The organism is Terrabacter terrigena (genome assembly GCF_042676085.1).
Lineage (GTDB): Bacteria > Actinomycetota > Actinomycetes > Actinomycetales > Dermatophilaceae > Terrabacter > Terrabacter terrigena.
The window spans coordinates 86788-111580 of sequence record NZ_JBHTKH010000011.1; the positions used below are offsets into that span (position 1 = coordinate 86788).

At 72.7% G+C, this 24793-nt stretch carries 26 protein-coding genes; 6 read left to right on the forward strand and 20 right to left on the reverse strand.

All coding sequences use genetic code 11. The features are described 5' to 3' along the window. Nucleotides 1-20: 20 nt before the first annotated feature. The 4 genes from ACFQ2V_RS15975 to ACFQ2V_RS15990 form a co-directional block, all read right to left on the reverse strand. Nucleotides 21-923 (reverse strand): carbohydrate ABC transporter permease, encoded by a 903-nt coding sequence (locus tag ACFQ2V_RS15975; RefSeq protein ID WP_386053844.1) that lies wholly within the window; start codon nucleotides 921-923, stop codon nucleotides 21-23. Next, nucleotides 920-1870 (reverse strand): carbohydrate ABC transporter permease, encoded by a 951-nt coding sequence (locus ACFQ2V_RS15980; RefSeq protein WP_386053845.1) that lies wholly within the window; start codon nucleotides 1868-1870, stop codon nucleotides 920-922. The genes ACFQ2V_RS15975 and ACFQ2V_RS15980 overlap by 4 nt, the downstream gene beginning before the upstream one ends. 25 nt (nucleotides 1871-1895) lie before the next feature. Continuing rightward, nucleotides 1896-3161 (reverse strand): extracellular solute-binding protein, encoded by a 1266-nt coding sequence (locus ACFQ2V_RS15985; protein WP_386053846.1) that lies wholly within the window; start codon nucleotides 3159-3161, stop codon nucleotides 1896-1898. A 180-nt stretch (nucleotides 3162-3341) separates the two neighbouring features. Beyond that, nucleotides 3342-4142 (reverse strand): DeoR/GlpR family DNA-binding transcription regulator, encoded by an 801-nt coding sequence (locus ACFQ2V_RS15990; protein WP_386053847.1) that lies wholly within the window; start codon nucleotides 4140-4142, stop codon nucleotides 3342-3344. Nucleotides 4143-4267: 125 nt separating this feature from the next. On the opposite strand from ACFQ2V_RS15990, the gene ACFQ2V_RS15995 reads away from it, so the two are divergent. After that, on the forward strand, nucleotides 4268-5167 hold the full coding sequence (locus ACFQ2V_RS15995; protein WP_386053848.1) for an SIS domain-containing protein: 900 nt from the start codon (nucleotides 4268-4270) through the stop codon (nucleotides 5165-5167). Nucleotides 5168-5295: 128 nt separating this feature from the next. Here ACFQ2V_RS15995 and ACFQ2V_RS16000 read toward each other — a convergent pair whose 3' ends face one another. The 3 genes from ACFQ2V_RS16000 to ACFQ2V_RS16010 are packed head-to-tail and all read right to left on the reverse strand — an operon-like array spanning nucleotide 5296 to nucleotide 7990. Next, entirely contained in the window at nucleotides 5296-6129 is an 834-nt protein-coding gene (locus tag ACFQ2V_RS16000; protein WP_386053849.1) for a class II fructose-bisphosphate aldolase, read from the reverse strand. Beyond that, complete coding sequence (locus ACFQ2V_RS16005) at nucleotides 6126-7088, reverse strand: 1-phosphofructokinase family hexose kinase (RefSeq protein WP_386053850.1); 963 nt, start codon at nucleotides 7086-7088, stop codon at nucleotides 6126-6128. Before ACFQ2V_RS16005 ends, ACFQ2V_RS16000 begins: the two co-directional genes overlap by 4 nt. Continuing rightward, on the reverse strand, nucleotides 7085-7990 hold the full coding sequence (locus ACFQ2V_RS16010; RefSeq protein WP_386053869.1) for an ROK family protein: 906 nt from the start codon (nucleotides 7988-7990) through the stop codon (nucleotides 7085-7087). The genes ACFQ2V_RS16005 and ACFQ2V_RS16010 overlap by 4 nt, the downstream gene beginning before the upstream one ends. Before the next feature lie 216 nt (nucleotides 7991-8206). On the opposite strand from ACFQ2V_RS16010, the gene ACFQ2V_RS16015 reads away from it, so the two are divergent. Beyond that, nucleotides 8207-8611, forward strand: a complete 405-nt coding sequence (locus ACFQ2V_RS16015) for a VOC family protein (RefSeq protein ID WP_386053851.1) — start codon at nucleotides 8207-8209, stop codon at nucleotides 8609-8611. Between the two features lie 14 nt (nucleotides 8612-8625). Here the strand turns inward: ACFQ2V_RS16015 and ACFQ2V_RS16020 are convergent, their stop codons facing one another. Then, nucleotides 8626-9555: an alpha/beta hydrolase gene (locus ACFQ2V_RS16020; protein ID WP_386053852.1), complete on the reverse strand. Its 930-nt coding sequence runs from the start codon at nucleotides 9553-9555 to the stop codon at nucleotides 8626-8628. A 66-nt stretch (nucleotides 9556-9621) separates the two neighbouring features. Beyond that, nucleotides 9622-9963 (reverse strand): MmcQ/YjbR family DNA-binding protein, encoded by a 342-nt coding sequence (locus ACFQ2V_RS16025; protein ID WP_386053853.1) that lies wholly within the window; start codon nucleotides 9961-9963, stop codon nucleotides 9622-9624. Nucleotides 9964-10139: 176 nt separating this feature from the next. Here ACFQ2V_RS16025 and ACFQ2V_RS16030 point away from each other — a divergent pair, with 176 nt between their 5' ends. Continuing rightward, complete coding sequence (locus ACFQ2V_RS16030; RefSeq protein WP_386053854.1) at nucleotides 10140-10985, forward strand: hypothetical protein; 846 nt, start codon at nucleotides 10140-10142, stop codon at nucleotides 10983-10985. Here the strand turns inward: ACFQ2V_RS16030 and ACFQ2V_RS16035 are convergent. From ACFQ2V_RS16035 to ACFQ2V_RS16055, 5 genes are all read right to left on the reverse strand, one after another. Next, nucleotides 10958-11467 (reverse strand): GNAT family N-acetyltransferase, encoded by a 510-nt coding sequence (locus ACFQ2V_RS16035; RefSeq protein ID WP_386053855.1) that lies wholly within the window; start codon nucleotides 11465-11467, stop codon nucleotides 10958-10960. The two genes, ACFQ2V_RS16030 and ACFQ2V_RS16035, sit on opposite strands and share 28 nt — an antisense overlap. Before the next feature lie 47 nt (nucleotides 11468-11514). After that, entirely contained in the window at nucleotides 11515-12297 is a 783-nt protein-coding gene (locus ACFQ2V_RS16040) for a hypothetical protein (protein WP_386053856.1), read from the reverse strand. 7 nt (nucleotides 12298-12304) lie between these two features. Continuing rightward, nucleotides 12305-12688 (reverse strand): YciI family protein, encoded by a 384-nt coding sequence (locus tag ACFQ2V_RS16045; protein WP_386053857.1) that lies wholly within the window; start codon nucleotides 12686-12688, stop codon nucleotides 12305-12307. A gap of 3 nt (nucleotides 12689-12691) precedes the next feature. Further along, nucleotides 12692-13573: a CPBP family intramembrane glutamic endopeptidase gene (locus tag ACFQ2V_RS16050; protein WP_386053858.1), complete on the reverse strand. Its 882-nt coding sequence runs from the start codon at nucleotides 13571-13573 to the stop codon at nucleotides 12692-12694. A 180-nt stretch (nucleotides 13574-13753) separates the two neighbouring features. Beyond that, nucleotides 13754-14287, reverse strand: a complete 534-nt coding sequence (locus ACFQ2V_RS16055; protein WP_386053859.1) for a mycothiol transferase — start codon at nucleotides 14285-14287, stop codon at nucleotides 13754-13756. Nucleotides 14288-14479: 192 nt separating this feature from the next. Here ACFQ2V_RS16055 and ACFQ2V_RS16060 point away from each other — a divergent pair, with 192 nt between their 5' ends. After that, entirely contained in the window at nucleotides 14480-15895 is a 1416-nt protein-coding gene (locus tag ACFQ2V_RS16060) for an FAD-binding oxidoreductase (protein WP_386053860.1), read from the forward strand. Nucleotides 15896-16029: 134 nt separating this feature from the next. On the opposite strand, the gene ACFQ2V_RS16065 is transcribed toward ACFQ2V_RS16060, so the two are convergent. Then, nucleotides 16030-17466, reverse strand: coding sequence for an adenylate/guanylate cyclase domain-containing protein (locus ACFQ2V_RS16065; RefSeq protein WP_386053861.1), 1437 nt, complete (start codon nucleotides 17464-17466; stop codon nucleotides 16030-16032). Further along, on the reverse strand, nucleotides 17459-19207 hold the full coding sequence (locus ACFQ2V_RS16070; protein ID WP_386053862.1) for an FAD-dependent oxidoreductase: 1749 nt from the start codon (nucleotides 19205-19207) through the stop codon (nucleotides 17459-17461). The genes ACFQ2V_RS16065 and ACFQ2V_RS16070 overlap by 8 nt, the downstream gene beginning before the upstream one ends. Nucleotides 19208-19347: 140 nt before the next feature. On the opposite strand from ACFQ2V_RS16070, the gene ACFQ2V_RS16075 reads away from it, so the two are divergent. Together ACFQ2V_RS16075 and ACFQ2V_RS16080 are read left to right on the forward strand one after the other, a co-directional pair. Next, nucleotides 19348-20604, forward strand: coding sequence for a cysteine desulfurase-like protein (locus tag ACFQ2V_RS16075; protein WP_386053863.1), 1257 nt, complete (start codon nucleotides 19348-19350; stop codon nucleotides 20602-20604). Further along, a complete protein-coding gene (locus ACFQ2V_RS16080) occupies nucleotides 20601-21098 on the forward strand; it encodes a DUF427 domain-containing protein (RefSeq protein ID WP_386053864.1) in 498 nt (165 codons plus the stop codon). Before ACFQ2V_RS16075 ends, ACFQ2V_RS16080 begins: the two co-directional genes overlap by 4 nt. 21 nt (nucleotides 21099-21119) lie before the next feature. Here ACFQ2V_RS16080 and ACFQ2V_RS16085 read toward each other — a convergent pair whose 3' ends face one another. The 4 genes from ACFQ2V_RS16085 to ACFQ2V_RS16100 form a co-directional block, all read right to left on the reverse strand. Further along, the gene (locus tag ACFQ2V_RS16085) at nucleotides 21120-21614 is read right to left on the reverse strand and encodes a metallophosphoesterase family protein (RefSeq protein WP_386053865.1); all 495 of its coding nucleotides are present in this window, start codon (nucleotides 21612-21614) and stop codon (nucleotides 21120-21122) included. Next, complete coding sequence (locus ACFQ2V_RS16090; protein ID WP_386053866.1) at nucleotides 21611-22132, reverse strand: EVE domain-containing protein; 522 nt, start codon at nucleotides 22130-22132, stop codon at nucleotides 21611-21613. The genes ACFQ2V_RS16085 and ACFQ2V_RS16090 overlap by 4 nt, the downstream gene beginning before the upstream one ends. A gap of 33 nt (nucleotides 22133-22165) precedes the next feature. Further along, nucleotides 22166-23104, reverse strand: coding sequence for an FAD binding domain-containing protein (locus ACFQ2V_RS16095; RefSeq protein ID WP_386053867.1), 939 nt, complete (start codon nucleotides 23102-23104; stop codon nucleotides 22166-22168). Beyond that, nucleotides 23101-24793, reverse strand: a 1693-nt coding sequence (locus ACFQ2V_RS16100) for a xanthine dehydrogenase family protein molybdopterin-binding subunit (protein ID WP_386053868.1), incomplete at its 5' end; no start/stop codon positions are given. The genes ACFQ2V_RS16100 and ACFQ2V_RS16095, both read right to left, overlap by 4 nt.

Sequence of the window (24793 nt, forward strand, 5' to 3'; positions counted from 1 at the left end):
CCTGGGCCACCCGGCCGGGTCTACTTGACGCTGCCCGCGGTCAGGCCGCCGACGAGGTGCTTCTCGATGACGGCGAAGAGGATGACGACCGGCACGACGGCGATGACGGAGGCCGCGAAGAGCTGGTCCCAGTGCTGCTCGTAGCCGGTGATGTAGGCGCGCATGCCGACGGTCAGCGGCTTGCGGTCGTCGTCGATCATCAGGGTGAGGGCGACGACGTACTCGTTCCACGCGGCGATGAAGGTGAAGATCGTCGCAGTGACGAGGCCCGGCAGGGTGAGTGGCAGCATGACGCGGCGCAGCACCTGCCAGCGAGACGCCCCGTCGAGCGCTGCGGCCTCCTCGACCTCGGTCGGGATCGAGGCGAAGAAGCCGTGCAGGATCCAGATCGCGAAGGCGAGGTTGAACGCCGCGTTCGTGATGATGAGCGCGCCGTAGGTGTTGATCATGTTGAGCTCGAAGAACTGGCGGTAGAGGCCCACGACGAGCGAGGTGGGGGCGAACATCTGCGTCACGAGCACGAGCAGCAGGAACGCGCCGCGGCCCGGGAAACGGTGCCGCGCCGTCATGAACGCCGCCGGGATGGCGACGAGCACGACGATGACCGTCGAGCCGGTCGCGACGACGAGCGAGGTCTTGAGCCAGGCGAGGAACCGCTCGTCGCCGAGCACCTGCGCGTAGGTGTCCCCCTGCCACACCTTCGGCAGGATCGTCGGTGGGGTGCTCTTGACGTCGCTGCTCGTGCGCAGCGAGTCGAGCACCATGACGAGGTAGGGCGCGAGGAAGACGAACGCCACGAGCGCCCCGCCTGCAGCCATCAGGACCCGCTTGCGCCGCTTGGGGTCTGCGGCGTGCGCCGTGCGTCTGCCCTGCGCCTCGACGCTGCCCGTCTTCGTGGGCGCCGACGCGGTCGTGGTGCTCATCGGCTCGTCTCCTCGCGCCAGTTGATGATCTTGAGGTAGATCGCGACGACGACGAGGATCAGCACGACGTTGAAGATGCCGGCCGCGGCCGACATGCCGACGTCCTTCTCCTGGCTCTTGAAGGCCAGCTTGTACATGAACGTGATCGTCGTGTCGTGGAGGTAGCCGGGGTTGCGGTCGTTGAGCGTGTAGACGATCGGGAAGCTGTTGAAGACGTAGATGACGTTGAGCACCGTGGCGATCATCAGGGCCGGCCGCATCAGCGGGAGCGTGATGTTCCAGTAGCGCTGCCAGGGGCTCGCGCCGTCGACGGTGGCCGCCTCCATGACGTCGTCGGGGATCGCGCCGAGGCCGGCGATGAAGACGAAGATCGTGAACGGGAGTGACACGAAGACCCCGACGACGACCATCGAGAACATCGTCCAGCTGTCGTTGCCGAGGAAGTCGATCGGCTGGTCGATGAGGCCGACGCCCTGCAGGACGTGGTTGATGATCCCGTAGTTGTAGTCGTAGAGGAGCACGAACAGCTGGCTCGTGATGACGAGGGAGGCCGCCCACGGCACGATCACCGCCCACCGCACGAAGCGGCGGCCGGGGAAGCTCTTCACGAGGAACTGCGCCAACGCCAGGCTGACCACGATGGTGATCGCCACGACCGCGACGACCCAGACCACCGTGTTGCGCAGCACCGTGCCGAGGTCGGGGTGGGCGAGCACGTTGGCGTAGTTCTGCCACCCCGCGTCACCCTTGCGCAGGCCGGTGATGGAGTACTCGCCGCGCGATGCGTCGAAGAGCTTGACCGCGGGGAAGAGCACCACGCCCAGGATGAGCGCGAGCGCCGGCGCGAGCCACAGGAGCGCGACGAGCGGGTGGACCCGGCCCACGCCCGAGGTACGCCGCCGGCGCCTGGTGGCGGGCGGCGTACCTCCGGATGTCGTGACGGACAAGGCGACTCAGCCGTTCAGCGGACGGTTACTTCGTGGTCTCGGCGGTCTGCTGCAGCTTGTCGAGCACGGCCTTCGGGTCGCCGCTCATCGCGCCGCCGAGGTTCTGCTGGACCGCGAGCTTGATCTTGTCCCACGTGGGGTCGTCGGTGGGCGTCAGCTGCGCGTTGGGCAGGGTGTCGAGGTAGACCTTGAGCTTCGGGTCGCCGGCGAAGGCCTGGAGGCCCGACTTCGTGACCGGGAGGAAGCCCTCGGCCTTGATGAACGTGTTGACCTGGTCGGGCTGGTAGTAGAGCTCGTAGAAGGCCTTGACCGCCTTCTCGTTGCCCGGCTTCTTGAAGGCCATGAGGTAGTCGGTGACACCGAAGGTCTTGCTCTCGGAGCCGTCGTTGGTCGGGAACGGCGCGACGCCGTAGTCGACCTTCTTGTCCTTGTCGAGGTCGGCGGCGAGCGGGCTGAAGCCGATGACCATGCCGGCCTTGCCCGACTTGAAGAGGTCGAAGGCGTCAGCGCGGTTGGTGCGGGCCGGGTTGTTCTGGGTGAGCTTCTCGTCGGTGAGCTTCTTGAGGAAGGTCAGCGTCTCGACGTTCTTGTCGGAGTTGATCGTCCACTTGTCGGCGTCCTTCCACGTGCCACCGTTGTTGAACAGCCACATGGAGAACTCGCCCTGGGACTCCTCGGGACCGAGCGGAAGCGCGTAGCCGACGTTGCCGGTCGCGGCGATCTTCTTCGCGTCGGTCTCGAGGTCGGCCCACGTCTTCGGCGGCTCGTTGATGCCGGCCTGCTTGAAGAGCGTCTTGTTGTAGAAGAAGGCGCGGGCGGAGGACAGGTCGGGGAAGCCGTAGAACTTGCCCTGGTAGGTGCCGTACTTGACGAAGGTGTCGAGGATGTCGCTCTTGACGCTCGCGGGGAGCACGGCGTCGGAGTCGTAGAGCAGGCCGTCCTTGGCGTAGCTGGCGTACGCGTTGAGGTTGAGGATGTCGGGGGCCTGGTTGTTCTGGATCATCGTCGAGGACTGTTGGTCGATGTTGTCCCAGCTGACGACCTGCACATCGAGGGTGTAGCCCGTCTTCTCCTTGTACGTCTTGGCGAACGCGTCCCAGAAGGCCTTCGTGTGGTCCTTGGAGTACTCGGCCGCGACGATCTTGATCGTCTTGGCCTCCTGTCCGCTGCCGCCGGTGGAACCGCCTGCACCGCCGGCGCTGCCGGCCCCGGTGCCACCGCCACACGCGCCGAGGGCGAGACCTGCAACGGCCAGCCCCGCGAGGACCACCGACTTCTTCGTCGAGCTCATGTCTCTCCTTGGTTCGCTTGCTCTGGGTGCTCGGCGGGTCGGCGGCGCTTCGAGCTGCTCACGCCCACTCCCTCACACGGTGACGCCCAACTTAGATCGGCACTTTGCCATCCCGCAAGACCAAAGATGACTGAAATTTGGCTCAGGCAATCACAATCGCGCAAGTCACCGTGTGACCGCTCAGACCTCGTGCACCTCGACGCCCGCCTCGCGCAGTGCGTCGACCTCGTCACGGTCTGCGCCCACCGTAGTGACGAGATGGTCGATGCGCTCGGCGGGACAGATGGAGGCGAAGGTGCGCACCCCGAGCTTGTCGCCCGTGGCGACGCAGATGACCTGCTTGGAACGCTCGATCATCGTGCGGATGATCGCTGCCTCCTCCTCGTGCCGGCACGTCGCCCCCTCGCGCACCGAGAGCCCGTTGACGCCGACGATGGCGACGTCGAGCCACAGCTGGTGCAGTACGAGCGTGGCGAGCGGGCCCGTCACCTCGTAGGACTCGGGGCGCGCGACACCACCGAGCGAGACGCACTGCACGTGCGGGCGCAGCACCGCCTCGGTCGCGATGTTGAGCGCGTTCGTGACGATGGTGATCTCGCCCTCGCTCGCGAGGTCCTCGCGGGCGGTGATGGCGCGCGCGGTGGCCGTGGTCGTGGTGCCGCCGTTGAGGCCGATCACCTGGCCGGTGCGCACCAGGGCGGCGGCCGCCTCGGCGACCCGGCCGCGGTCGTCGTCGGACCGGGTGCTGCGGTAGCGGTAGGGCAGCTCGTAGGCCACCGAGGTGGCGACGACGCCGCCGTGGTTGCGGGCGACGAGCTGACGCTTGGCCAGCTCGGAGAAGTCGCGGCGAATGGTCGCCTCGCTGACGCCCAGCAGGTCGGCGGCCTCGCCGACGCCGAGGCGGCCGGTGGTGGCCAGGCGGTCGAGCATGATCGACCAGCGGCTGGCGCGGTTGCGGGCGAGATCGCTCTCTTCGGTCACGCGCTGACCATATCGCGCAGAACGATCAATAGACATGACTGTCTATGCGCGTTTAGGCTGTGTTTCGAGCAAACACAAGCAGAGGCGGGTTCGGTCGCCTCACCCTCGAGACCTCGGAGTCCACGATGCCCCAGACCACGCACCTCGCACAGGAGATCGCCACGCAGCCCGACGACTGGGAGCGTGCCGCGGGTCGCCTCGACGAGGTCGGCCGCCACCTGCCCCGTCCGGGCGAGCGGGTTGCGACGATCGGGTGCGGCACGTCGTGGTTCATGGGCCAGGCGTACGCCGCCCGCCGCGAGGAGCTCGGCCAGGGCCTGACCGACGCCTACGCCGCCTCGGAGCACCGGCTCGCCCGCGGCTACGACCGCGTCGTGCTCATCAGCCGCTCCGGCACGACGACCGAGGTGATGGAGGTCGTCGAGCAGCTGCGCGCGGCCGGCACCCCGCACGTCTCGTTCGTCGCCACGGCCGGCACCCCGGTCGCGGAACGGTCCGACGCGACGATCCTCATGGACGACGTCGACGAGCGCTCGGTCGTGCAGACGAGGTTCGCGACCACCACCCTCGCCCTGCTCCGCGCCTCACTCGGCGACGACCTCGCACCGGTGGCCGAGCAGGCCCGCGCGGTGCTCGCGGAGGACGGCGAGACGGCATACGGCGCGCTCCTGCTGGCCGGGCAGCTGACGTTCCTCGGGCGCGGGTGGTCCAACGGCATCGCCAACGAGGCGGGGCTCAAGCTGCGTGAGTCGGCGCAGTTCTGGTCGGAGGCCTATCCCGCGATGGAGTACCGCCACGGCCCGATCAGCATCGCCTCGCCCGGGCGCGCGGTGTGGGCCTTCGGCGAGGTGCCGGAGGGGCTGCCCGAGCAGGTGCGCGCGACCGGGGCCCACTTCGAGCACCGCGACCTCGACCCGCTCGCCGACCTTGTGCGCCTCCACCGGCTCTGCCTCGCCAAGGCCGACGCCGCCGGCCTCGACCCCGACGCCCCCCGCAACCTGACGAGGAGCATCGTCCTCACCTGACACCCCAGTCGAAAGGGCAGTCCGTCCGCCTCGGAAAGGCCGACGGACTGCTTTCTCGATCGAGAGAGCACTCCGTACGCGCCGTGGGGTGACTGAGCGCTCTCTCGATCGCGGCGGAGGAGGCCGGGTCAGCGGAGCGCGAGGAGGTCCATGAGGCGGGCTGCCTCGTCGGTCACCGCGTCGCGGGCGGCACCGAGGTACTTGCGCGTGTCGACCGTCGGGCACTGCTCGAGCCGCTCGGTCATCGCCCGCGTGAACACCTGGTTGAGGTGTGTCGCGATGTTGACCTTCGTCATGCCTGCGCGCACCGCCGCGACGAGACCGGCGTCAGGCACACCCGACGAGCCGTGCAGCACCAGAGGAACGGGCACCGAGCTCCGCAGTGCCGCAATGAGATCCGTGTCCAGCTCGGCCGTGCGGTCGGTCATCGCGTGGCTCGACCCGACGGCCACGGCGAGCGCGTCGACTCCGGTGTCGGCGACGAACCGTGCGGCGTCGTCGGGGTCGGTGCGCACGCCCGGCGCGTGGACGCCGTCCTTGCCGCCGACCTCGCCGAGCTCGGCCTCGACGCTCATGCCCGCGACCCGGCACAGTTCGACGACGCGTCTGGTGACGCCACGGTTCTCGACGTCGGGCAGTGTCGACCCGTCGAACATGACCGAGGTGAGACCGAGGCGCGCAGCCTCCTCGACGAGCGAGACGTCCTCGACGTGGTCGAGGTGCACCACGACGGGCTGCGTGCACGCGTCGGCGATCGCCAGCGTCGCGGCCGCGATGGGGGCGAGCGAGCCGTGGTAGCGCACGCAGTTCTGCGAGATCTGCATGACGACCGGCAGGCCGACGCGCTCGGCCGCGGCGGCATACGCCTCGGCGTGCTCGATCTGGATGACGTTGAACGCCGCGAGCCCGCGGCGTGCGCCCGAAGCCTCGGCCAGCAGGGGCGCCAGGGGTGAACGGCTCACGTGCGGATCTCCTCGATCTCGACGGCGGGGAGCAGGCGGTCGACGTCGGCCGGGTCGACGGACCCGGCGACGGGTTGGAGCACGGCTGCGGCCGACCACGCGACGCCGTGGCGCAGCGCCGCCGCCCACTCGTCGCGCCCCTGCGGCAGGCCGCCCGCCCCATGGTCGGCGAGCTCGACCGCCAGCGCCGCGGTCAGGGCGTCGCCGGCGCCCGTCGGGTTCCCGGAGAGGGGCCGACGCAGGTACGCGTGCAGGGAGACGTCGTCGTGGACGAGGACGAGCCCGTCGGTGCCGTCGCTGACGACGGCGCACCTGGCGCCGGCGGTGACGAGGGCGCGGGCGGCGCCGCGCACCGACGGGACCTCGCCCCGACCGAGACCGGCGAGCGTGACCGCGGCCTCCAGCCGGTTGGGTTTGACGAGGTCGGGACCCGCACCGAGCGCACGCGTCAGGTGGATGCCGGTGACGTCCAGCACGACGCGCAGTCCGGCCTCGTGCGCGCGCACGGTGACGCGGCGGACGAAGTCGGGATCGGTTCCGGGAGGCAGGCTGCCCGACACGGTGAGCACCTCTGCGTCGGGCGCCAGCTGCGCGATCTCGTCGGCGACGCGCTCCCACACGCGCTGCGACTGAGCCGTGCCCGGCTCGTTCAAGAGCGTTGCCCGACCGTCTGCCTCGACGACGGCGACGGAGCGTCGGGTCGGCAGGGGCGAGGAGACGAGGCGGTGCGGCACCCGCCGGGCGTCGAGGTCGGCCGCGAACAGCTCGATCTCCAGCGCGCCGACGGGAGCGACGGCCACGGCCTTGCGCCCCATCGCGCTGAGGACCGCGGCTACGTTGAGCCCCTTGCCACCGGCCCGCTCACTGACCGAGCCGACGCGGTGGGACTCGCCGAGCGCGACGGAGGTGACGGCATACGTGATGTCGAGCGCCGGGCTTGGCGTCAGGGTGAGAATCATCGACCGACGAGGTCGAGCGCGATGGTCGCGGCACCGAGCGAACCGGCCCGGTCGCCGAGCGCAGCGGCCTCGACCGCCACGTCGTCGCGGCCGCCCAGCCGAGCAGTGAGTGCGGCGCGCAGTGGCTCGAGGAGGGTGTCGCCGGCGTGCACGAGGCCGCCGCCCACGAGCACGAGCTCGGTGCCTGCCGCGGCGACGACGGGCGCGACCATGATCGCGAGCGCGTCGATGGCCTCCTGCCAGATGCGGCGGGCCTCGGGCTCGCCGGCGTCCGCGCGACGGGCCACCTCCTCGGCGTCGCCGACGATGCCGGTCGCCTCGGACCACCGTCGACCGATGGCACCGGCGCTCGACAGCGCCTCGAGGCAGCCGCGCTGGCCGCACCCGCAGCGCGGACCGTCGGGGTCGACCACGACGTGACCGATCTCGCCGGTCCACAGTGAGCCGTTGACGAGCCGGCCGCGGCAGAGGACCGCGCTGGCCAGGCCGGTGCCGAGGGGCACGAAGAGCACGTTGTCGGCGTCGCGGGCGGCACCGAGGCGATGCTCGGCCAGCAGGCCGGACCGTACGTCGTGGCCGATCGCGACAGGTACGTCGACGTGCGCGGACACTCCGGCGCGAAGGTCGAGGTCGCGCCAGCCGAGGTTGGCCGACCAGACGCCGATGCCGGCGACCTCGTCGACGAGGCCGGGCACGGCCACGCCCACGGCGAGCACCTCGACGGCGACGCCGGCACGGGCCGTGAGCTCGATGACGGTCTTGGCCGCCACCTCGCCGAGCTGAGGGCCGACCTCGGACGGGGTCGGGGTCACGGTCTCGGCGAGGATCTCACCGTCGGGGGTCACGAGGGCGGACTTGACCCGGGTGCCGCCGACGTCGATCCCGACCACTGCTTCGCGCATCACGACGCGCAGTCTATGCGCAATATTGCTTGTTTCGACAGTCCGTCGATCACATTCGGACAGAGCGCAGGCACAGGTGGCATGCTCCCAGCCTGCCACCGCACGACCTCTCGCGCGCGTGAGCCGGCGCTCGACGGGTGGGGAGCCTGCGGGTCGCCAGCACACGGCATACGGAGTTCGCTTGCGGCGCGGACCTGCCGGGACGACGCTCGGCCCATGGCACTGGAGATCCACAACATCACGTTCGACTGCGCCGACTCTCGCGGGCTCGCGACCTTCTGGGCGGGCCTGCTCGGCTGGAACGTCTACTACGACGACGACCCGGAGGTCGTGGTCGCCCCGTCCTACCCCAACCCGGGCATGGGGCTGCTCTTCATCCCCGTGCCCGAGGGCAAGACGGCCAAGAACCGGGTGCACCTCGACGTCGCACCCGACGAGGGCACTCGTGACGAGGCCGTCGAGCGTGCGGTCGCGGCCGGCGCGACGGTCACGGGCGACCACCGCAAGGACGACGGCACCGGCTGGGTGACCCTCCTCGACCCCGAGGGCAACGAGTTCTGCATCGAGCGTGGCGCGGCCGAGCGCGGTCCACGCACCTCGACTGCCTACCGCATCGGCTAGCTCGCGCCCCGGGCCTACGGCCCGGCGTCGGGCCCGGCGTCGGGCCCGGCGTCGGGCCCGGCGTCCGGCCCGGCGTCCGGCCCGGCTCCGTGCCTGGCGAGGAAGGCTGCTGCCGTGTCGGCGACCTCCCGCCAGCCGCTGTCGACGACGAGGGAGTGGCCCCGGCCGGGGATCTCGGTGATCTCGGTCGGGCTCGGGTTCTTCAGCTGCAGGTCGTAGGACGCGTGCGCGACGGCCCACGGCACGATGTGGTCCTTCTCGCCGCTGATGACGAGCAGCGGACCGCGGTCGGGGCGCGCGACGTCGACGGACGCCTCGGTGCGCGGGTTGAGGTTCGCCGTGGCCGCCTGGAAGAGCGGGCGGCCCGGCGCCGCAACGACATACGTGCGGTAGAGGTCGGCGGCCTCGCCCGCCGGCACCGCGTTGGCGAACGCGTAGCGGAACTGGTCGAACGTGAGCGACACCGCCCGGTTGTAGTTGGCCGGGTTGGTGAGCACCGGCGCACTGGCCCGGAGCGCCGAGAGCGGCAGCGGCAGCACGCCCCGGAACGGCGCGGGGTCGATCGCGACGGCGGCGCGCGCGAGCCCGAGTCCGGCGAGCTTCTGGGTGATGAGCCCGCCGAAGGAGTGGCCGACGACGATCGGCTCGCGATCCAGCAGGCGGATCACGTCGGCGAAGTGGTCGGTGACCTGGCCGACCGTCTTGCCGGCGAGGACCTCCGGGTGGGCTCGGGCAGCCTCGACAGTCTCGGGGTCGTCGGGCCAGCCCGGCGCGAGGGTGGCGTAGCCGAGCGACTCGAAGTGGGCGCGCCACGCGTCCCAGCTGCTCGGCAGCAGCCACAGGCCGTGCACGAAGACGACGGGCTGCCGGCCACCCGCATTGGCGGCCGCGACCTCGGCCCGCTCGCGGTCGGTGAGCACGGACGCGGCGGGGCTGGTGCTCATGGAGGTCTCCTTGCGTCGAGGGTCGGCCGCCGTTTGCGAACCAGCGGCTCCTTCGCGTCAACTGTTTCAGTCGGCCTGCGCGAGCGCCACGCTCCTGGGGACGACCATGCGCCAGGCGTCGACGACGATCTCGCGCATGCGCGGCTCGTCGAGCGCGTCGAGCCGCACCTCGACCCAGTTGAACCGCAGGTCGGAGCGACGCGGCATGAGGAACACGTCGGGCTCGCTCGCGACGAGGACGTCGCGCTCCTCCTTCGGGAAGGCGAAGCCCATCTCGGTCTCGTCGGCGGAGAACGCGAGCCAGACGATCTTGCCGACCCGGAACTTCACGCGGTCACGCACGAGCACCTCGTAGGAACGGGGCAGCTGCTCGGCCACCCCGCGCACGTCGTCGATGGTCACGGCCACCGTTCCAGCCTGCCACGGCCATCGCTCCGACACGCCGTCCCGATGCCTCTGGATGCGAGCCGGGGGCCCTTCCGCGTGGGCCGCCCACCGGCATACGCTGCCGGTGTCGCGACCCCGACGAGCTCTCGGGCGGGCTGAAACGTCGACTCCACTCATGACTGACAAGGAGACGACGTATGCCGTCGAGCACCACCCCGCCCACAGTCCCTGCACCAGCCGCACCCACGGTCCCGCAGCGCCTGCTCGCCTTCCTCGACCGCCTCGGAGCCGTGCTCGAGGAGCGCGGTGACGCCGTGGCCCTGCTCGGGCTCGGCTCGGTCGGGCGCGACCTGCACCGTCTCGACGAGCACTCCGACGCCGACTTCTTCGTCGTCGTCGACGACCGGGCCGCGCGTGACCGCTACCTCGCCGACATCGACTGGCTCGAGGCCGCCCACCCGGTCGTGTGGTCGTTCGAGAACAGCGGAGCCGGCCGCAAGGCGCTGCTCGAGGGCGACCTCTTCGCCGAGTACGCCGTCTTCTCCGTCGCGGAGATGGACACGGCCGGCTACCCGCCGGGGCGGATCCACTGGAGCCGCACCGACGCACCTGCCGGCCTCGAGGTGCCGAAAGTGCCCGTGCCGCAACCGGACTCGTTCGAGCACCAGGTCGGTGAGGCAATCACGAACCTCTACGTCGGGCTGCACCGCGACCTGCGCGGCGAGCGCCTGACGGCGACCCGCTTCATCCAGGGGTATGCCGTCGACCGGTGGGTCACCGTGCTGGGCCACCTCGGCCTCGGGTCGGGCGCCGCGCAGGACGTGTTCGTCGTCGACCGGGGCGTGGAGCGCCGCTTCGGGCCCGACCTGCTCCCGCTCGCCGACCTCGTGCCGGGCTACGAGCGCAACGCGCTGGCCGCGCAGACGCTGCTCGACCTGATGGAGTCGCACGTCGAGCTGGACCCGACGATCGTCGCGGCCGTGCGCGACCTCATCGACCGCTCGCGGGCCGCAGCTCAGGCGCGCTCGAGGTCGAGCGCGTAGACGAGCAGCGCCGTGCCCGGGACCGGCGACCAGTCGCGCTCGGGCACCCGCACGAAGCCGAACCGCTCGTAGAGGCGGTGCGCGGCGTGCATCATCGGCTGCGTCGACAGCACGACTCGATCGCGCCCGAGGGCGCGGGCGCGGTCGAGGCACTCGTGTACGAGGGCGCCCCCGACGCCCCGGCCGCGACCGTCGGGCGCGACGGCCAGCGTGCGGAACTCCGCCTCGCCGTCGCCCGCGATGTTGGCGAAGGGGCCGGGACCGCCGACGAAGGCCACGCCCCCGAGCACGGTGCCGTCGCCGCCCACCGCCACGATGACGTCGGCGTGCGCGGCCCGGTGGCGGACGTCGCGCAGCACGTCGAGGTAGGGGTCCTCCGCGCCGAAGTCGAGCAGGCCGTCGTCGAGGTAGGCGTCGGCGGTCAGCTCGCCGAGCCGCTCGTAGTCCTCGGGTCGCGCGGCGCGGATCGTCAGGCCGTCCATGGCGCCAGTCTCGCAGCCGTCGAGCGCAGGCCTCGACCGGCGGCGGCCTACCGCGGACCGGTGGGTGCGGGCACGCCGAGCCGGGCGAGCAGTGCCGTCAGGGCCGCGGCCACCTCGGCGGGCGCGACGAGCATGTGCAGGTGGTCGCCGCCCAGGCTGACGACGGGCCAGCCCTCCTGCTCGGCCAGGCGGCGCTCGTCGGCGTAGGTGTCGCCGAAGGCGAGGTACGCGTTCGGCGAGTCGGTCCACCCGGCCGGCACGGCGACCGTGTCCCGGAAGTACGCCAGGGGCAGGCGCTGCTCCTCTCGCTCGACACGCAGCCGGGTGGCCTGGTCGGGGAAGAGGACGTCGACGTCGGTGTCGGCCCACCACCGGGTCCAGGGCGGCAGCAGCCCTTCGGCGTCGGCGAGGCCCTCGAGGAAGTCGAGGAACGCGGACGGCGCTAGCGTCGTCTCGCCGCTGGACGTGCGTGAGGTCGGGTCGCCGGTGGGCTGTGGCGACCCGGGCTGCGCGCTCCGGCGCGCGATCACGGGCGGTGGGAGGGCCGCGTCGACGAAGACGGTCGCGACGACGGGCCGCTGCCGCGCGACCTCGGGCACGAAGAGGCCCGCGTTGCTGTGCGGCACGAGCACGACCGGGCGGTCGGCCGGGACGGCCTCGAGGAAGCCGGCCAGCGCGTCACCGGCCGTGGTGACGCCACGAGGCTGACGGCATACGTCCACGGACCAGCCTGCTTCGCCCAGATGCTCGGCGACCGGCGTCCACACCGCCGGCCCGAGCAGCGGGCTCGGCAGCAGCACGAGCAGGGGGTCGTGGGGCCGATCTGCCACTGCCGGGTCAGCCCTCGGTCATGCGGCGACGCTCGCCGACCGGGCCGCCGGCGAGCGGGAAGGCGAGCGAGCCGGCGCGCACCCACCACTCCATGACGTCGTACGCCAGGCGCCCGGCGACCACGGAAGGGTCGGCGTCGCTCAGCCGGGCGGCCTCCTCGGGCCCGCACGCGAAGACAGACATGCCGCGGTGGGTGGGGTCGCTCTGCTCGTCGAAGGGGCCGTTGGCCACGGTCAGCCCCTCACGGGCGAGGTGGGCGCGGTAGGCCAGGTGCCGCTCCTGGAGGGCGTCGAGCTCGGCGTCCGACAGCTCGGGCGCCTCGGGCGGGCGCCGCAGCAGGACGACCGTGTAGACGTCGAACTCGTCGGGGACGTCGGCGTCGGCGGCCATCGGTCAGGCGGCGAGACGCCAGGCGAGCACGCCGAAGAGGACGCCGAGGGAGTTCGTGGCCCAGTGCATGCCGACGCTCGCGAAGAGGCTGCCGCTGCGACGGCGCAGCTCCCCGGCGAGCACCCCACCGAGTGCCGTGAACAGGACCGTGCCCCCGACGACCGCGACCTTCGCGAAGGGCCCGAGGGCGGCGACCGCGCTGCCGACGGCCTCGTTGCCGGTGGCGGAGGCCATCGCCGGGAAGACGTGCCAGAACCCGAAGAGCACGGACGAGGCGACGAGCACCTGCCACATGCGGGCGTGGCGCGAGAGGAAGCCCCACAGCACGGAGCGGAAGGCGACCTCCTCCAGCAGGATCGTGCCGACGGGGATCATCACGAACGCGGTCAGCAGCGCCCCGGCGGGCGGTAGGTGGTAGCGCGCGTCGAGGAAGGCCGTGCGCGTGGACGGCAGGAGGATGCCGGCGAGGTAGACGAGCGCGACGACGCCGATGACGCCGAGGCCCCAGCGGAGGCCGCGGGCGTGCGTCTGGCGGGCCAGGCCGAGCTGGTGCCAGCTCAGGCCCTGCCACCGCGCGAAGACGAGCAGAGCAGCGGCGCCCACCGGGCCGAGCCACATCGTGTCCCACCCGAGCACGTGGTTGGCGACGTTGACGCCGGCGAGCGCGAAGACGACGCCCACGGTCGCGGCGAGACGGGCACGCCGGCCTCGGGCGATCAGCGCGAGACGGCGACGCCGGGTCGCCTCGTGCGCCAGCGCCTCGGCGCGGCGGTGCGTCAGCGGGTGAACCCCGTGGGCCCGTCGAGCCCCGCGCCCAGCACCCGCAGCGGCGCCGTCGGCCTGCGGCGCGACGGCGGCTGGGACATCCAGGACGGAGGTGGTCATCACCTCCATGGTCACACGCGAACCTGTGCTCCGCCGTGCGTGCCGGGAGCTGTACGCCACCTGCTCACCGGCCGCCCCGGCGACCCCGGCGACCCCGGCGACAACGGACGACCCACCAGCCCCAGGAAGACGTGGCCAGCGGGACCGGTGGTTCGCGGGTGCCGAGTGTGACGGGCCTCGTCAGCGGCGGCGCTCGACGAGACCGCGGACGTACTCCGCCTGCCCGAGGTGCTTCGCCGCGTCGTCGAGCACCGAGACGATCCGCACGCCGACGGTGACCGGGGGGTCCCAGTGCCGGTCGACGACCCGGCCGTATGCCGTCGCGTCGAGCCCGTCGACATAGGTGACGGTGCGCTCGTGCACCGCCTCCTGGTAGGCCGCGAAGAGACCGGGGTCGGCGACGGTGAACCGGCCGACGTCGGTCGAGCTCATGCTCCAGCCGTGCGCGTCGGGCGGGTAGGGCAGACCGAAACGCTCGACCCAGCCGTCGCCGGACCACACCGACGCGTCCGCACCGGCGAGGTGCGCCACCTGGTCGTCCTGCTGCCGGGTGAGGTGCCAGACGAGCCACGCGATGTGGTTGGCGTCGGGGTCGGGCCGCCAGAGCAGCTCGTCGGTCGAGATCTCGTCGACGACCTCGGGCACGCCGTCACGGATGCGGCCGAAGCCGTCGAGGAGCAGGTCGCGGGCAGGGTCCTTCGTCGCGTGGTCCACCCGCCCAGCATGCACCCGGACGGCCACCGAACGCAGGCTCGCCGCGCAAGGGGGCCAAACACCATCGGATCCGGTTGGCGCACAGCGCCGCCGGGATGAAACGGACCTTTCACGCCCCACGTATCTGGGCGCCCGGTCGCGTCTCTGAACACTCGCGCCCACCACCGGGGCGACCCCGAACAGGAGAAGCAGATGACGACCATCCTCACCCCCACCGCCCGACGGGCCACCAGCCTCGCCGGACTCTGCGACGGTGACGTCCACCTCCCCGGCGATCCCGGCTACGACGCGGCCCGCACGCCGTGGAACGTCGCCGTCGACCAGCGACCGGCCGCCGTCGCCCGGCCCCGCACCGTCGCCGACGTGCAGGCCGTGGTCCGCGCCGCAGCCGCGGCCGGGCTGCGCATCGCGCCGCAGAGCACCGGCCACAACGCCGGGCCGCTCGTCGCGCACGGCCTCGACGACGTCGTCGTCGTGCGCACCGAGCAGATGCGCGGCGTGAGCATCGACGCGACGCGGCGCATCGCCCGCGTCGAGGGCGGCGCGCTCTGGATGGACGCGGTCGAGCCGGCTGCCGACCACGGGCTGGCCGCCCTGCACGGCAGCTCGCCCGACGTCGGCATCGCCGGCTACAGCCTCGGGGGCGGCATCGGCTGGTACGCCCGCAGGCTCGGCCTCGCCACCAACAGCCTCACGGCCGTCGAGCTCGTCCTCGCCGACGGCGAACACGTGCGGGCCGATGCCACCGAGAACCGCGAACTCTTCTGGGCGCTGCGTGGCGGTGGCGGCAACTTCGGCGTCGTCACGGCGCTCGAGTTCCGCCTCTACCCGATCGAGACGGCGTATGCCGGCATGCTCGTCTGGGACCGTGACCAGGCCGAGCGCGTACTGCGTCGCTGGGCCGACTGGGCGCCCGAGGCACCCGACGCCGTCACGACCTCCTTCCGGTTCCTCAACGTGCCGCCGCTGCCCGACATCCCCGCGCCGCTGCGGGGCCGGTCGCTCGTCGTCATCGACGGTGCCGTGCTGGGCTGCGACGCCGAGGCGCGGTCGACGCTCGCCCTGCTGCGCGGGCTCGGACCCGAGATCGACACGTTCGACCGGGTGCCCGCGCGGACGCTGACCCGCCTGCACATGGACCCGGAGGGCCCGACGCCCGCGGTGTCGGACGGCACCCTCGTCGGCGAGCTGCCCGACAACGCGATCGACACGGTGCTCGAGCAGGTCGGTCCGGGTTCGACGTCCTCGCTGCTCATGACCGAGTTCCGCCAGCTCGGCGGAGCGCTGGGTCGCGCTCCGGAGGAGCACGGTGCCCTCGCGACGATCGACGCGGCGTACGCGGTCTTCGCGTGCGCCATCGCGGCCACGCCCGAGATGGCCGCGCAGGGACAGCTGGACGCGCGGCAGCTGACCGGGTCCCTCGAGCCGTGGTCGAACGGCCGCAGCTACCTCAACTTCACCGAGACCGAGGTTGACGCCCGAACCGCGTACGGGGACTCGGCGTGGTTGCAGCTCAAGGGAATCCGCTCGGCGTACGACCCGGACGACCGGATCGTCGCGAACCACCGCATCCCTCGGCTCTTCGAGAAGGGCCGCGTCACCCCCTGACCGATCGAGAGAGCACCCCGTCACACATGCCCTGCGATGCACATGAGCCGTCGTCGGATCCGGCTGCGACCGACACACCGTCCGCGGGCCGGGTCGAGCGCCGGCGGCTGGGGACGGGCGGCGATGCGGCAAGGTCAGGACACGTCGCCGCCGAGCGCCTGCAGCACGAAGGCCTCGACGGGCTCGCCCTTGCCCTTGAGGTCGAGCGGCCCGAGCGGTTCGACGACCGCGCCCGGCAGGAGCGCCACGGTGTCGGCGGTGACGGCGACGCCACCGACGGGAGCCTGCCCCTCGATGCGCGAGGCCACGTTGACGGCATCGCCGATGACCGTGTGCGTGCGGCCGCCCTCACCGCCGAGCACACTGACGAGCACCTCGCCGCTGTTGATGCCGACGCGGAACCGCGGCCAGCCTGGGTGCGCGTCCGCGATCCGGGCCGTCTCGACCTGGAGGTCCAGTCCCGCCTGCGCAGCGCGGCGCGCGTGGTCGGGCTGGTCGCCGAGCCGGTTGAAGGTCGCCATGATCGCGTCGCCGATGAGCCGGTCGACCGTGCCGCCGTGGCGTCTGACGACGGCCGGGATCGCGACGGAGAAGTACGCGTTGAGCATGTCGGTCACCTCCGCCGCGTCGTGCGCCTCGGAGAAGGTCGTGAAGCCCTTGAGGTCGGCGAAGAGGATCGTCATCTCGCGCTTCCCGGCGAGGGTGTCGGCCGTGTAGAGGTCGGCGTAGCGCTCCTCGTGCCATGACTGCTGGGCCCCCCAGGCGACGAGGACGAAGGCGACGAGCATCAGCACGTGCCACTCCCACCACGAGTAGCGCCAGTTCGGGGCGAGCACGATCGCGACCATCGCCTCGGCGAGCAGCACCATCGACGCCGCCATCGCGGCAGGCAGCAGGCCCCCGCGCCGTCCCCAGAGACGTACGTAGGTGACCGCAGCGAGCGCGTAGAGCACGACGGCGACGACGGCCACCACGACCATCAGCGGTGCGGTCGGCGCGAGGCCCGGTCCCGCGCCGAACGGCGGCAGCCTCGACAGTGACAAGGCTCCCCACGCGACCATGACGAAAAGGAGGGCGGCGCGCAGCAGCCGTGCCTGCCGCATCGCAGCGGCCGCCCGGGAGGCGTCGACGTCGCGCACCGACGCGACGGCGAAGAGGGAGCCGATCGCGATGCCGACGGGGGTGGCGACGTTGAAGCCGGCCGAAGGGGTCTCGAGCAGCATGTGCGGCGTCGCGAGGGCGTGCAGGCCCAGGAAGCCCGCCGACGACAGGAAGGCGAGCGAGACGTACATGACGCGCACGTCGCCGCGCCGCACCGCCGCCGCTCCCGTGCCGTATGCCGTCACGGCGCTCAGCAGGGCGGCGCCGAGCACCAGCCAGAAGTGCGTCGAGTCGTGCTGCCACTGGTGGTCCAGACCGTCGGACACCCGCAGCACGCCGAGACCGACGAGCGGGAGGGCGAGGACGGCCGCGCCGAGCAGGACCCGGCGGGACCGCCCGGCGGCAGCTGCCGTGGCGGCCGTCCCCGTCGGGGTCGGTGCGCGCGGGCCGCCCGCCGCGTGCTCAGCCACGGCTCTCGGCCTTCGTGAGCGCGAGGTACTGGTGCACCTCCGACACCACGACGGAACCCTCACCGACCGCCGAGGCGACGCGCTTGACCGATCCCGACCGCACGTCCCCGACTGCGAAGAGGCCCGGCAGTGCCGTCTCGTGCGCGCACGGCGGCCGTTCGAGCGACCAGGCCCCCGCCTCCCGCACGTCGGCCCCGGTGAGGACGAAGCCCCAACGGTCGCGCACGACGGAGTCGGGCAGCCACGACGTGTGCGGCTGCGCACCGATCATCACGAAGAGGCCGTCGGCCGGGACGGTGCGCCGCTCCCCGGACGTGCGGTCGGCGACGACGACCTCGGACAGCCAGCCGTCGCCGCCGCCGTCGACCACCTCGGCGTTCGGGACGACCGTGATCGTCGGCGACGCCTCGATCTCGTCGATGAGGTAGCGCGACATCGTCGACGACAGGTCGGGGGTGCGGACCACGAGGGTCACGTCGGCGGCATACCGCTGCAGGTGCAGGGCCGCCTGGCCGGCAGAGTTGCCGCCGCCGACGATGACGGTGTGCGCGCCGGCGAGGCCGTGCGCCTCGGAGACGTTCGCGCCGTAGTAGACGCCCGACCCGCTCAGCGCCTCGAGCGACGGCACGCCGAGGCGGCGGTAGGCCACACCGGTGGCGAGCAGGACCGCCCGGGCGCGCACATCTCCGACGTCCGAGACGGTGGCGCGGAACCGGGGCGCCCCGGCGCCGCCCTCGGGCCGCCCGTCAGGCTGGACGGCGGTGACGCGGCGGGTCAGCACGAACCGGGCGCCGAACACCCACGCCTGCTGGAAGCCGCGCTGGGCGAGCTCGGCCCCGGACAGGCCCCGCGAGAAACCCAGGTAGTTGCGGATCAGCGAGCTCGTGCCGGCCTGCCCGCCGAGCGCCTGCTCCTCGACGCAGACGACCGACAGACCCTCCGACGAGCCGTAGACGGCGGCCGCGAGGCCGGCCGGTCCGGCACCGACCACGAGCAGGTCGACGTCGCGCACCTCGTCCTCGCCGCTGTCACCGCCGCCGAGGTCGGTCCCGATGCCCCAGGCCCGGCAGATCTCGACGTCGCTCGGGTCCAGCAGCACGCGGCCACCGAGCGCGGCCAGCCAGATGACGAGCGGCCCGTCGGCGGCCGCCGGGTCAGGCGCGTCGACGGAGCGGAGCACCGCGACCGCCTCAGGAGTTCCCCGGTCGAGGTACGCGTGCGGGATCCCGTTGCGGGTCAGCAGGCTTCGCACGGCGTGGCCGCGAGGGTCACGGGCGGCACCCACGACCACGACCTCGCGGCGCCGGTTCTCGACCGTGCGCGACCACACCTGCACGAACTCCGACACCGTGCGACAGAAGAGCTCGTCGGGTGAGCTCCACGGCTCGAGCACGTAGTAGTTGATGTCACCGTGCGACATCCCGCGCAGGATCTCATCAGCCGTGCGGCGGTCGGCCCACGCGCCCCAGGGCACGAGCAGGGCGCGGGCGGCGTCGGGGTGGAGGGTGCGCACCGAGCGCAGCAGCTCGGCACCGCTGACGTCCGGCAGCCACGGGTCGGCCAGCACGAGCGCCACCGGGTCGCCCCGTCCGGCCGCCAGCCGGAGCTGTTCCAGCGCGACGGAGCCGTCGGACTCGCCGCGCACCCGGAAGTCCGCACCGAACCGGCGGGCGAGCTCACCCTCGGTGCGCGCGAGCGCGTCGAGGTCGGGATCCACGACGAGGAGCAGAGGACGGGCCACGGGCACCCCTCACGTTGCAGGGCGGGACGGTGCGACAGCTGCGACCACCCCGCTTCCGACGGTAGGACGCCCGGGGGCCGCTCGGGGCCCGAACGCCCGTTCCCGTCGGCGCCGGGAACCGATGGGCGAGGATGGAGCCCATGGCATCCCACGGCACCGAAGCCTCGCCCGCCACGGGCTACGACGTCGAGCGCATCCGCTGGCACTTCCCGGCGTTGCGCGAAGGGGCGGCCCACTTCGACGGACCCGGCGGGTCGCAGGTGCCCGACGCCGTGGCCACCGCCGTCGTCACGACGATGACGTCCGCCATCTCGAACCGCGGCAGCGTGACTCCTGCGGAGCGTCGTGCCGACCGCATCGTCGTCGCCGCGCGGGCCGCGATGGGCGACCTGCTGGCCGCGGACCCGGCCGGCATCGTGTTCGGCCGGTCGGCGACCGAGCTGACCTTCCACCTCGCGCGCACGATCTCGCAGGACTGGGGCCCCGGCGACGAGGTCGTCGTCAGCCGGCTCGACCACGACGCCAACGTGCGCCCGTGGGTGCTGGCGGCCGAGGCGCGGGGTGCGACGGTCCGGTGGGCCGAGTTCGACGCTGCCACGGGCGAGCTCGATCCCAGCGCCTTCACCGCTGTGGTCAACGACCGCACGCGCCTCGTCGCCGTCACCGCGGCGTCGAACCTCATCGGCACCCGACCCGACCTGCCCGCCATCGCCGACGTGGTGCACGCGGCCGGCGCCCTGCTCTGGGTAGACGGCGTGCACGCCACGGCCCACGTGAGCACCGACCTCGGCGCCACCGGTGCGGATCTCTGGGTGTGCTCGCCCTACAAGTTCCTCGGACCGCACCTCGGCGTGCTCGCAGCCTCGCCCGCGCTGCTCGAGACCCTGCACCCCGCCAAGCTCGTCCCGTCGTCCGACGCCGTCCCGGAGCGGTTCGAGCTCGGGACGCTGCCGTACGAGCTGCTCGCCGGCACGACCGCCGCCGTCGACTTCCTCGCCGACCTGGCCCAGCCCGACCCCTCGGCCCCGCGCCGCGACCGGCTCGTCGCGTCCTTCGCCGCCCTCGAGCGGCACGAGGACGCCCTGCTCGCCGGGCTGGAAGCGCGGCTGCGCGCGATCCCCGGCCTGACGGCATACAGCAACGCGAAGCGCCGCACCCCGACGCTGCTCGTCACCGTCGACGGCCACGACCCACAGCAGCTGCGTGACGCGCTCGCCGGGCGCGGCGTCAACGCGCCCGCGGGCAGCTTCTACGCGTGGGAGTGCAGCCACCACCTCGGGCTCGGCGCCGGCGGTGGCCTGCGGATGGGGCTCGCGCCGTACACGAACGCCGACGACGTCGACCGGCTGGCGACCGGGCTCGAGGAGATCTGCGGGTCAGGGGAGATGAGCCGATGAGCAGGCCGGTCCCGCTGCCGACCGGCCCGGGCCAGGAGTCGGTCTGGGACTACCCTCGCCCGCCCTCGGTCGAGCCGACCGACGAGCTCGTCGAGGTCGTGCTGGGCGGCGAGGTCGTCGCCTCGACCCGTGCGGCACTGCGGCTGCTCGAGACCAGCCACCCGCCGACCTACTACCTGCCGCGCGACGCCTTCGCCGAGGACGCGCTCCAGCCGGCCGAGGGCCACACGCACTGCGAGTGGAAGGGGCAGGCGTCGTGGTTCGACCTCGTGGCCGGCGACCGACGCGCCGCGCGCGCCGCCTGGCACTACCCGGACCCGGCGCCCGCGTATGCCGTCCTGCTCGGTCACGTGGCCGTCATGCCCGCCCTCGTCGACGAGTGCCGCGTCGACGGCCAGCGGGTGCGTCCGCAGGAGGGCGGCTTCTACGGCGGCTGGATCACCGACCGGGTCGTCGGCCCGTTCAAGGGTGGGCCCGGCTCCTGGGGCTGGTAGGGCTCGGGACGACGACGCCCGTCAGCGCGGCAGCTCGTGGATGCGAGCCTCGACGACGGCGCCGTCGCGCAGGTCGAGCACCGCGTAGGTGCCGGCGGGCTGGCGGCGGCGGTCGGTGGGCGAGCCGGGGTTGAGGATGCGCAGGCCGTCGGCGGTCTCGTCGAGCGGGATGTGCGAGTGCCCGAAGACGACGAGGTCGGCGGTCGGGAAGAGCCGGCGCAGCCGGGCGCCCCGCCCCTGCTTCTGGCCGCTGTCGTGGATCATGCCCACGCGCACTCCCGCGAGCTCGACCTCCAGCGTCTCGGGCGCGCCCCACTCGGCCACCTCCGGCACGTCGTTGTTGCCCATGACGACGTGGACCGGGGCGTGCGTCGCCAGCAGGTCGAGCACGTCGGGCGTGCAGACGTCACCGGCGTGCAGGACGACGTCGGCACGCTCGAGCTCGGGCAGCAGGGCGGGTGGGCAGGCCGTCCACCGGCGCGGGCTGTGCGTGTCGGAGAGGACGAGCACCCTCACGCCGACGCCCTGTCGCTCAGCGCCGGCCAGTCGGGAAGCAGGGGTTCCAGCGCGGCCAGCTGCTCGCGCGACACCCACGACGGGTTGGACATGAACGGCTGCCGCTGCACCTCGAGGTCGTCGACACCGGCGGCTCGGAGCTCGGTGTCGGCGACCGGCGTGTCGAGCAGCCGCACGTCGATCTCGACCCGCTCACGCACCGCGTGCGAGGCGGCGGCGGTGCGCCACAACCCCTGGCTCGTCTCGACCCAGGGCTCCACCTCGCTGACGGTGTGGCCCAGGCCCCACACGCCGCGGGTCAGCCCGTCGCGGCCGTCGCCGGACACCCAGAAGACGACACGGTCGCCCGGCGCCACCAGCCGGGTGCGGTAGCTCGGGTGCACCGCCCAGGACGTGAGCCGCTGACGGCCCGAGTCGAGGAGCGCCTGCAGGTCCCACAGGGCCGGGTTGCACTTGAGCAGCCACGCGCCGAGCCGGGCCCTGTCGACCGACCGTCCGCCCTGCCCCGCTCGCGCCACGCCTTGCCCTCCCGCTCCGGACCTGCCCCCTCCCTACCCGCTGACGCGCTCCAGCACCTCGCGGACCACACCGGCGACGAGCTCGACCTTGTAGCCCGTCTCGGGAAGGGGGCTCACGCCCTCGGTCGCGGCGGCGGCTGCGGCGCCGATCGCGTCGTCGTCGAGCAGCGAGCCGACGAGGATGCCTTCGGCGGCGTTGAGCCGCAACGGAGTCGGTGCGACCCCGCCGATCGCGAGACCACACTCCGACACCCGTCCGTCGGCGTCGCGCACGACACGGCAGACCGCCTCGACGAGCGGCCACTCCGCCTCGAAGCGGCTGATGGCGCGGTAGTAGGCCGCGCGCTCACCAGCGACCGGGGGCGGGAGCACCACACTCGTCAGCACCTCGTCGGCGGCCAGCAGGTGGTCGCGGCTCGGGTCGGACCCGTCGCCCAGAAGGTCACCCACGGACAGTCCGTCACGCTTCGTCGTGTCGACGCCGGCGGCATACGTCAGCAGGGCCATCGCGAGGGAGGACGGGTGCGGGTGGACGCACGGTGCGGTGTCGAAGACGTTTCCGTAGAGGTGGCGCCCGTCGCGCGCGGGGCAGCTGTCGCCGCCGGACTTGAAGCACGAGGTGTGGGGGTGGCGGAAGTACCAGCAGCGGGTGCGCTGGAGCAGGTTGCCGCCGATCGTGGCCATCGCCCGCACCTGCGGGGTCGCCAGGCCGCCCGCCGTCAGCGCGAGCGCCGGGTAGTCGTCGGCGAGCTCGCGCGCGAGGGTCGCGACCGTGGTGCCGGCGCCGATGGTCGTGCCGGCCTCGCTGCGCTCGATTCCGGCGAACCCGGGGATGCCGGTGAGGTCGAGGACGTGCGGCGTCGCGCCGCTCGTGCGCAGCCGCTCCTGCAGGTCCGTGCCACCGGCCCGGTAGACGAAATCGTCTCTGCCTTCAGGGCGCTCGTCGTATGCCGTGAGGATCGTGACGCTCATCGGGCCACCACCGTCCGGAGTCCCGCGAGGACCCGGTCGGGCCGGACGGGCAGCGTGAGCGGACGCCAGCCCGTCGCGTTGAAGATGGCGTTGCCCACCGATGCGGCCGGGCTGATCGTCGCCACCTCGCCGAGGCCCACGCCGCCGCCGGGCACGCGGTCCCACCCGTCCTCGTGGAAGTGGATGTCGATCTCTGGGGTGTCGCCGAGCTGCGGGATGCGGTAGTCCTCGAGGTTGGCGGTCAGGGTGAGCCCGGTGTGCGGGTCGAGCACCTGGTTCTCGTAGAGGGCGAGGCCGATGCCCTGGATGATCGACCCCTCGCACTGGCTCCGGGCGAGCACCGGGGCGTGGATGCGGCCGACGGCGATGCCGCCGTGCACGCGCAGCACGCGCGTGCGCCCGGTGCGGGTGTCGACCTCGACCTCGCTGACGTGGAGGGCTGCCGAGAAGCCGCGGCCGACCTGGATCCCGTTCATCGTGATCGGGACGGCGCGCAGGCCACGGTCGCCGCCTCGCTTCGCCGTTGCGGATGCTCCGTCGGGTGCTGCGCCCAGGTCGCGGCCCACCCGGTCGCGCAGGCTGGTCGCGGCCTCGACGGCGGCCGACCACAGCGAGACCGTCGTGCGGCTGCCGCCCGACGCGGGGCCGTGGGTCGTTCCGGCGTGGGAGCGCCCAAACCGCACCTCGACCTCCGTGGGGTCGACGCCGAAGACCCCTGCCACGGCACGGGCGACGACGGTGCGACTGCCGGTTCCCATGTCCTGCGAGGCGGTCGAGGCGACGAGACGCCCTCGGGCGACGGTCACGACGACCTCGCAGTCGGGGTCGACGAGGTAGATCCAGTTGCCCGTCGCCACGCCGACACCGCGCCGGAACCGCCCCGACGCGCTGCCGGTCACCGGCCGCTGCTGCCAGGTCGGCAGGGCGCTCGCCCACCGGTAGAGGGCCTGGCGCTTCTGGTTGCCGTCCCACTGGGCCCGCAGCGCGATCGGGTCGCGGCCCGTGCGGTGCGCGACCTCGTCGACCGTCTGCTCCAGCGCCCAGGCACTCGTCGGGCCGCCCGGTCCTCGGAAGGGTGCGCCGGGCGGTGCGTTGGTCACGACGTCGACGTCGCGTGCGAGCCGCGGCGTGCGGTCGTACATCAGCATGGCGAGCGCCGCGACGCTGTTGCCGACGGCGACGCCGGCATGGCTGTCGGTGTCGACCGTGAGGGCCTTGACCGCGTGCGACCGCTCGTCGACGAGCAGCGAGACCCGGCTGCGGCTGCCGGGCCGGTTGCCCGTGCCGGTCAGCTCCTCGTGCCGGTCGAGCACGAGCTTCACCGGACGGCGGGCGATGCGGCTGAGCGAGATGGCACCGACGGCCTCCATGGTGAGGCTCAGCTTCGCCCCGAACCCGCCACCCACGTACTCGGCGACGACCTCGACCTCGGCAGGGTCGAGGTCGAAGTGGCTGGCGATCTCGGTGCGCATGAGGTCGACACCCTGCGTGCTCAGCCACACCCGCAGGTGCTGCGGGTCGCTCCAGTCGGCGACGCAGGCGTGCGGTTCGAAGGCCGTGTGCACCTGGACGCCGGTGCGCAGCTCCAGCTCGACCAGGCCGCTCGTCCGGTCGCCGCTCGGGCCGGCCGGGGCGGCCGTGGCGGGCGTGGCGGCCGTGGCGGCCGTGGCGGCCGTGGCGGCCGTGGCG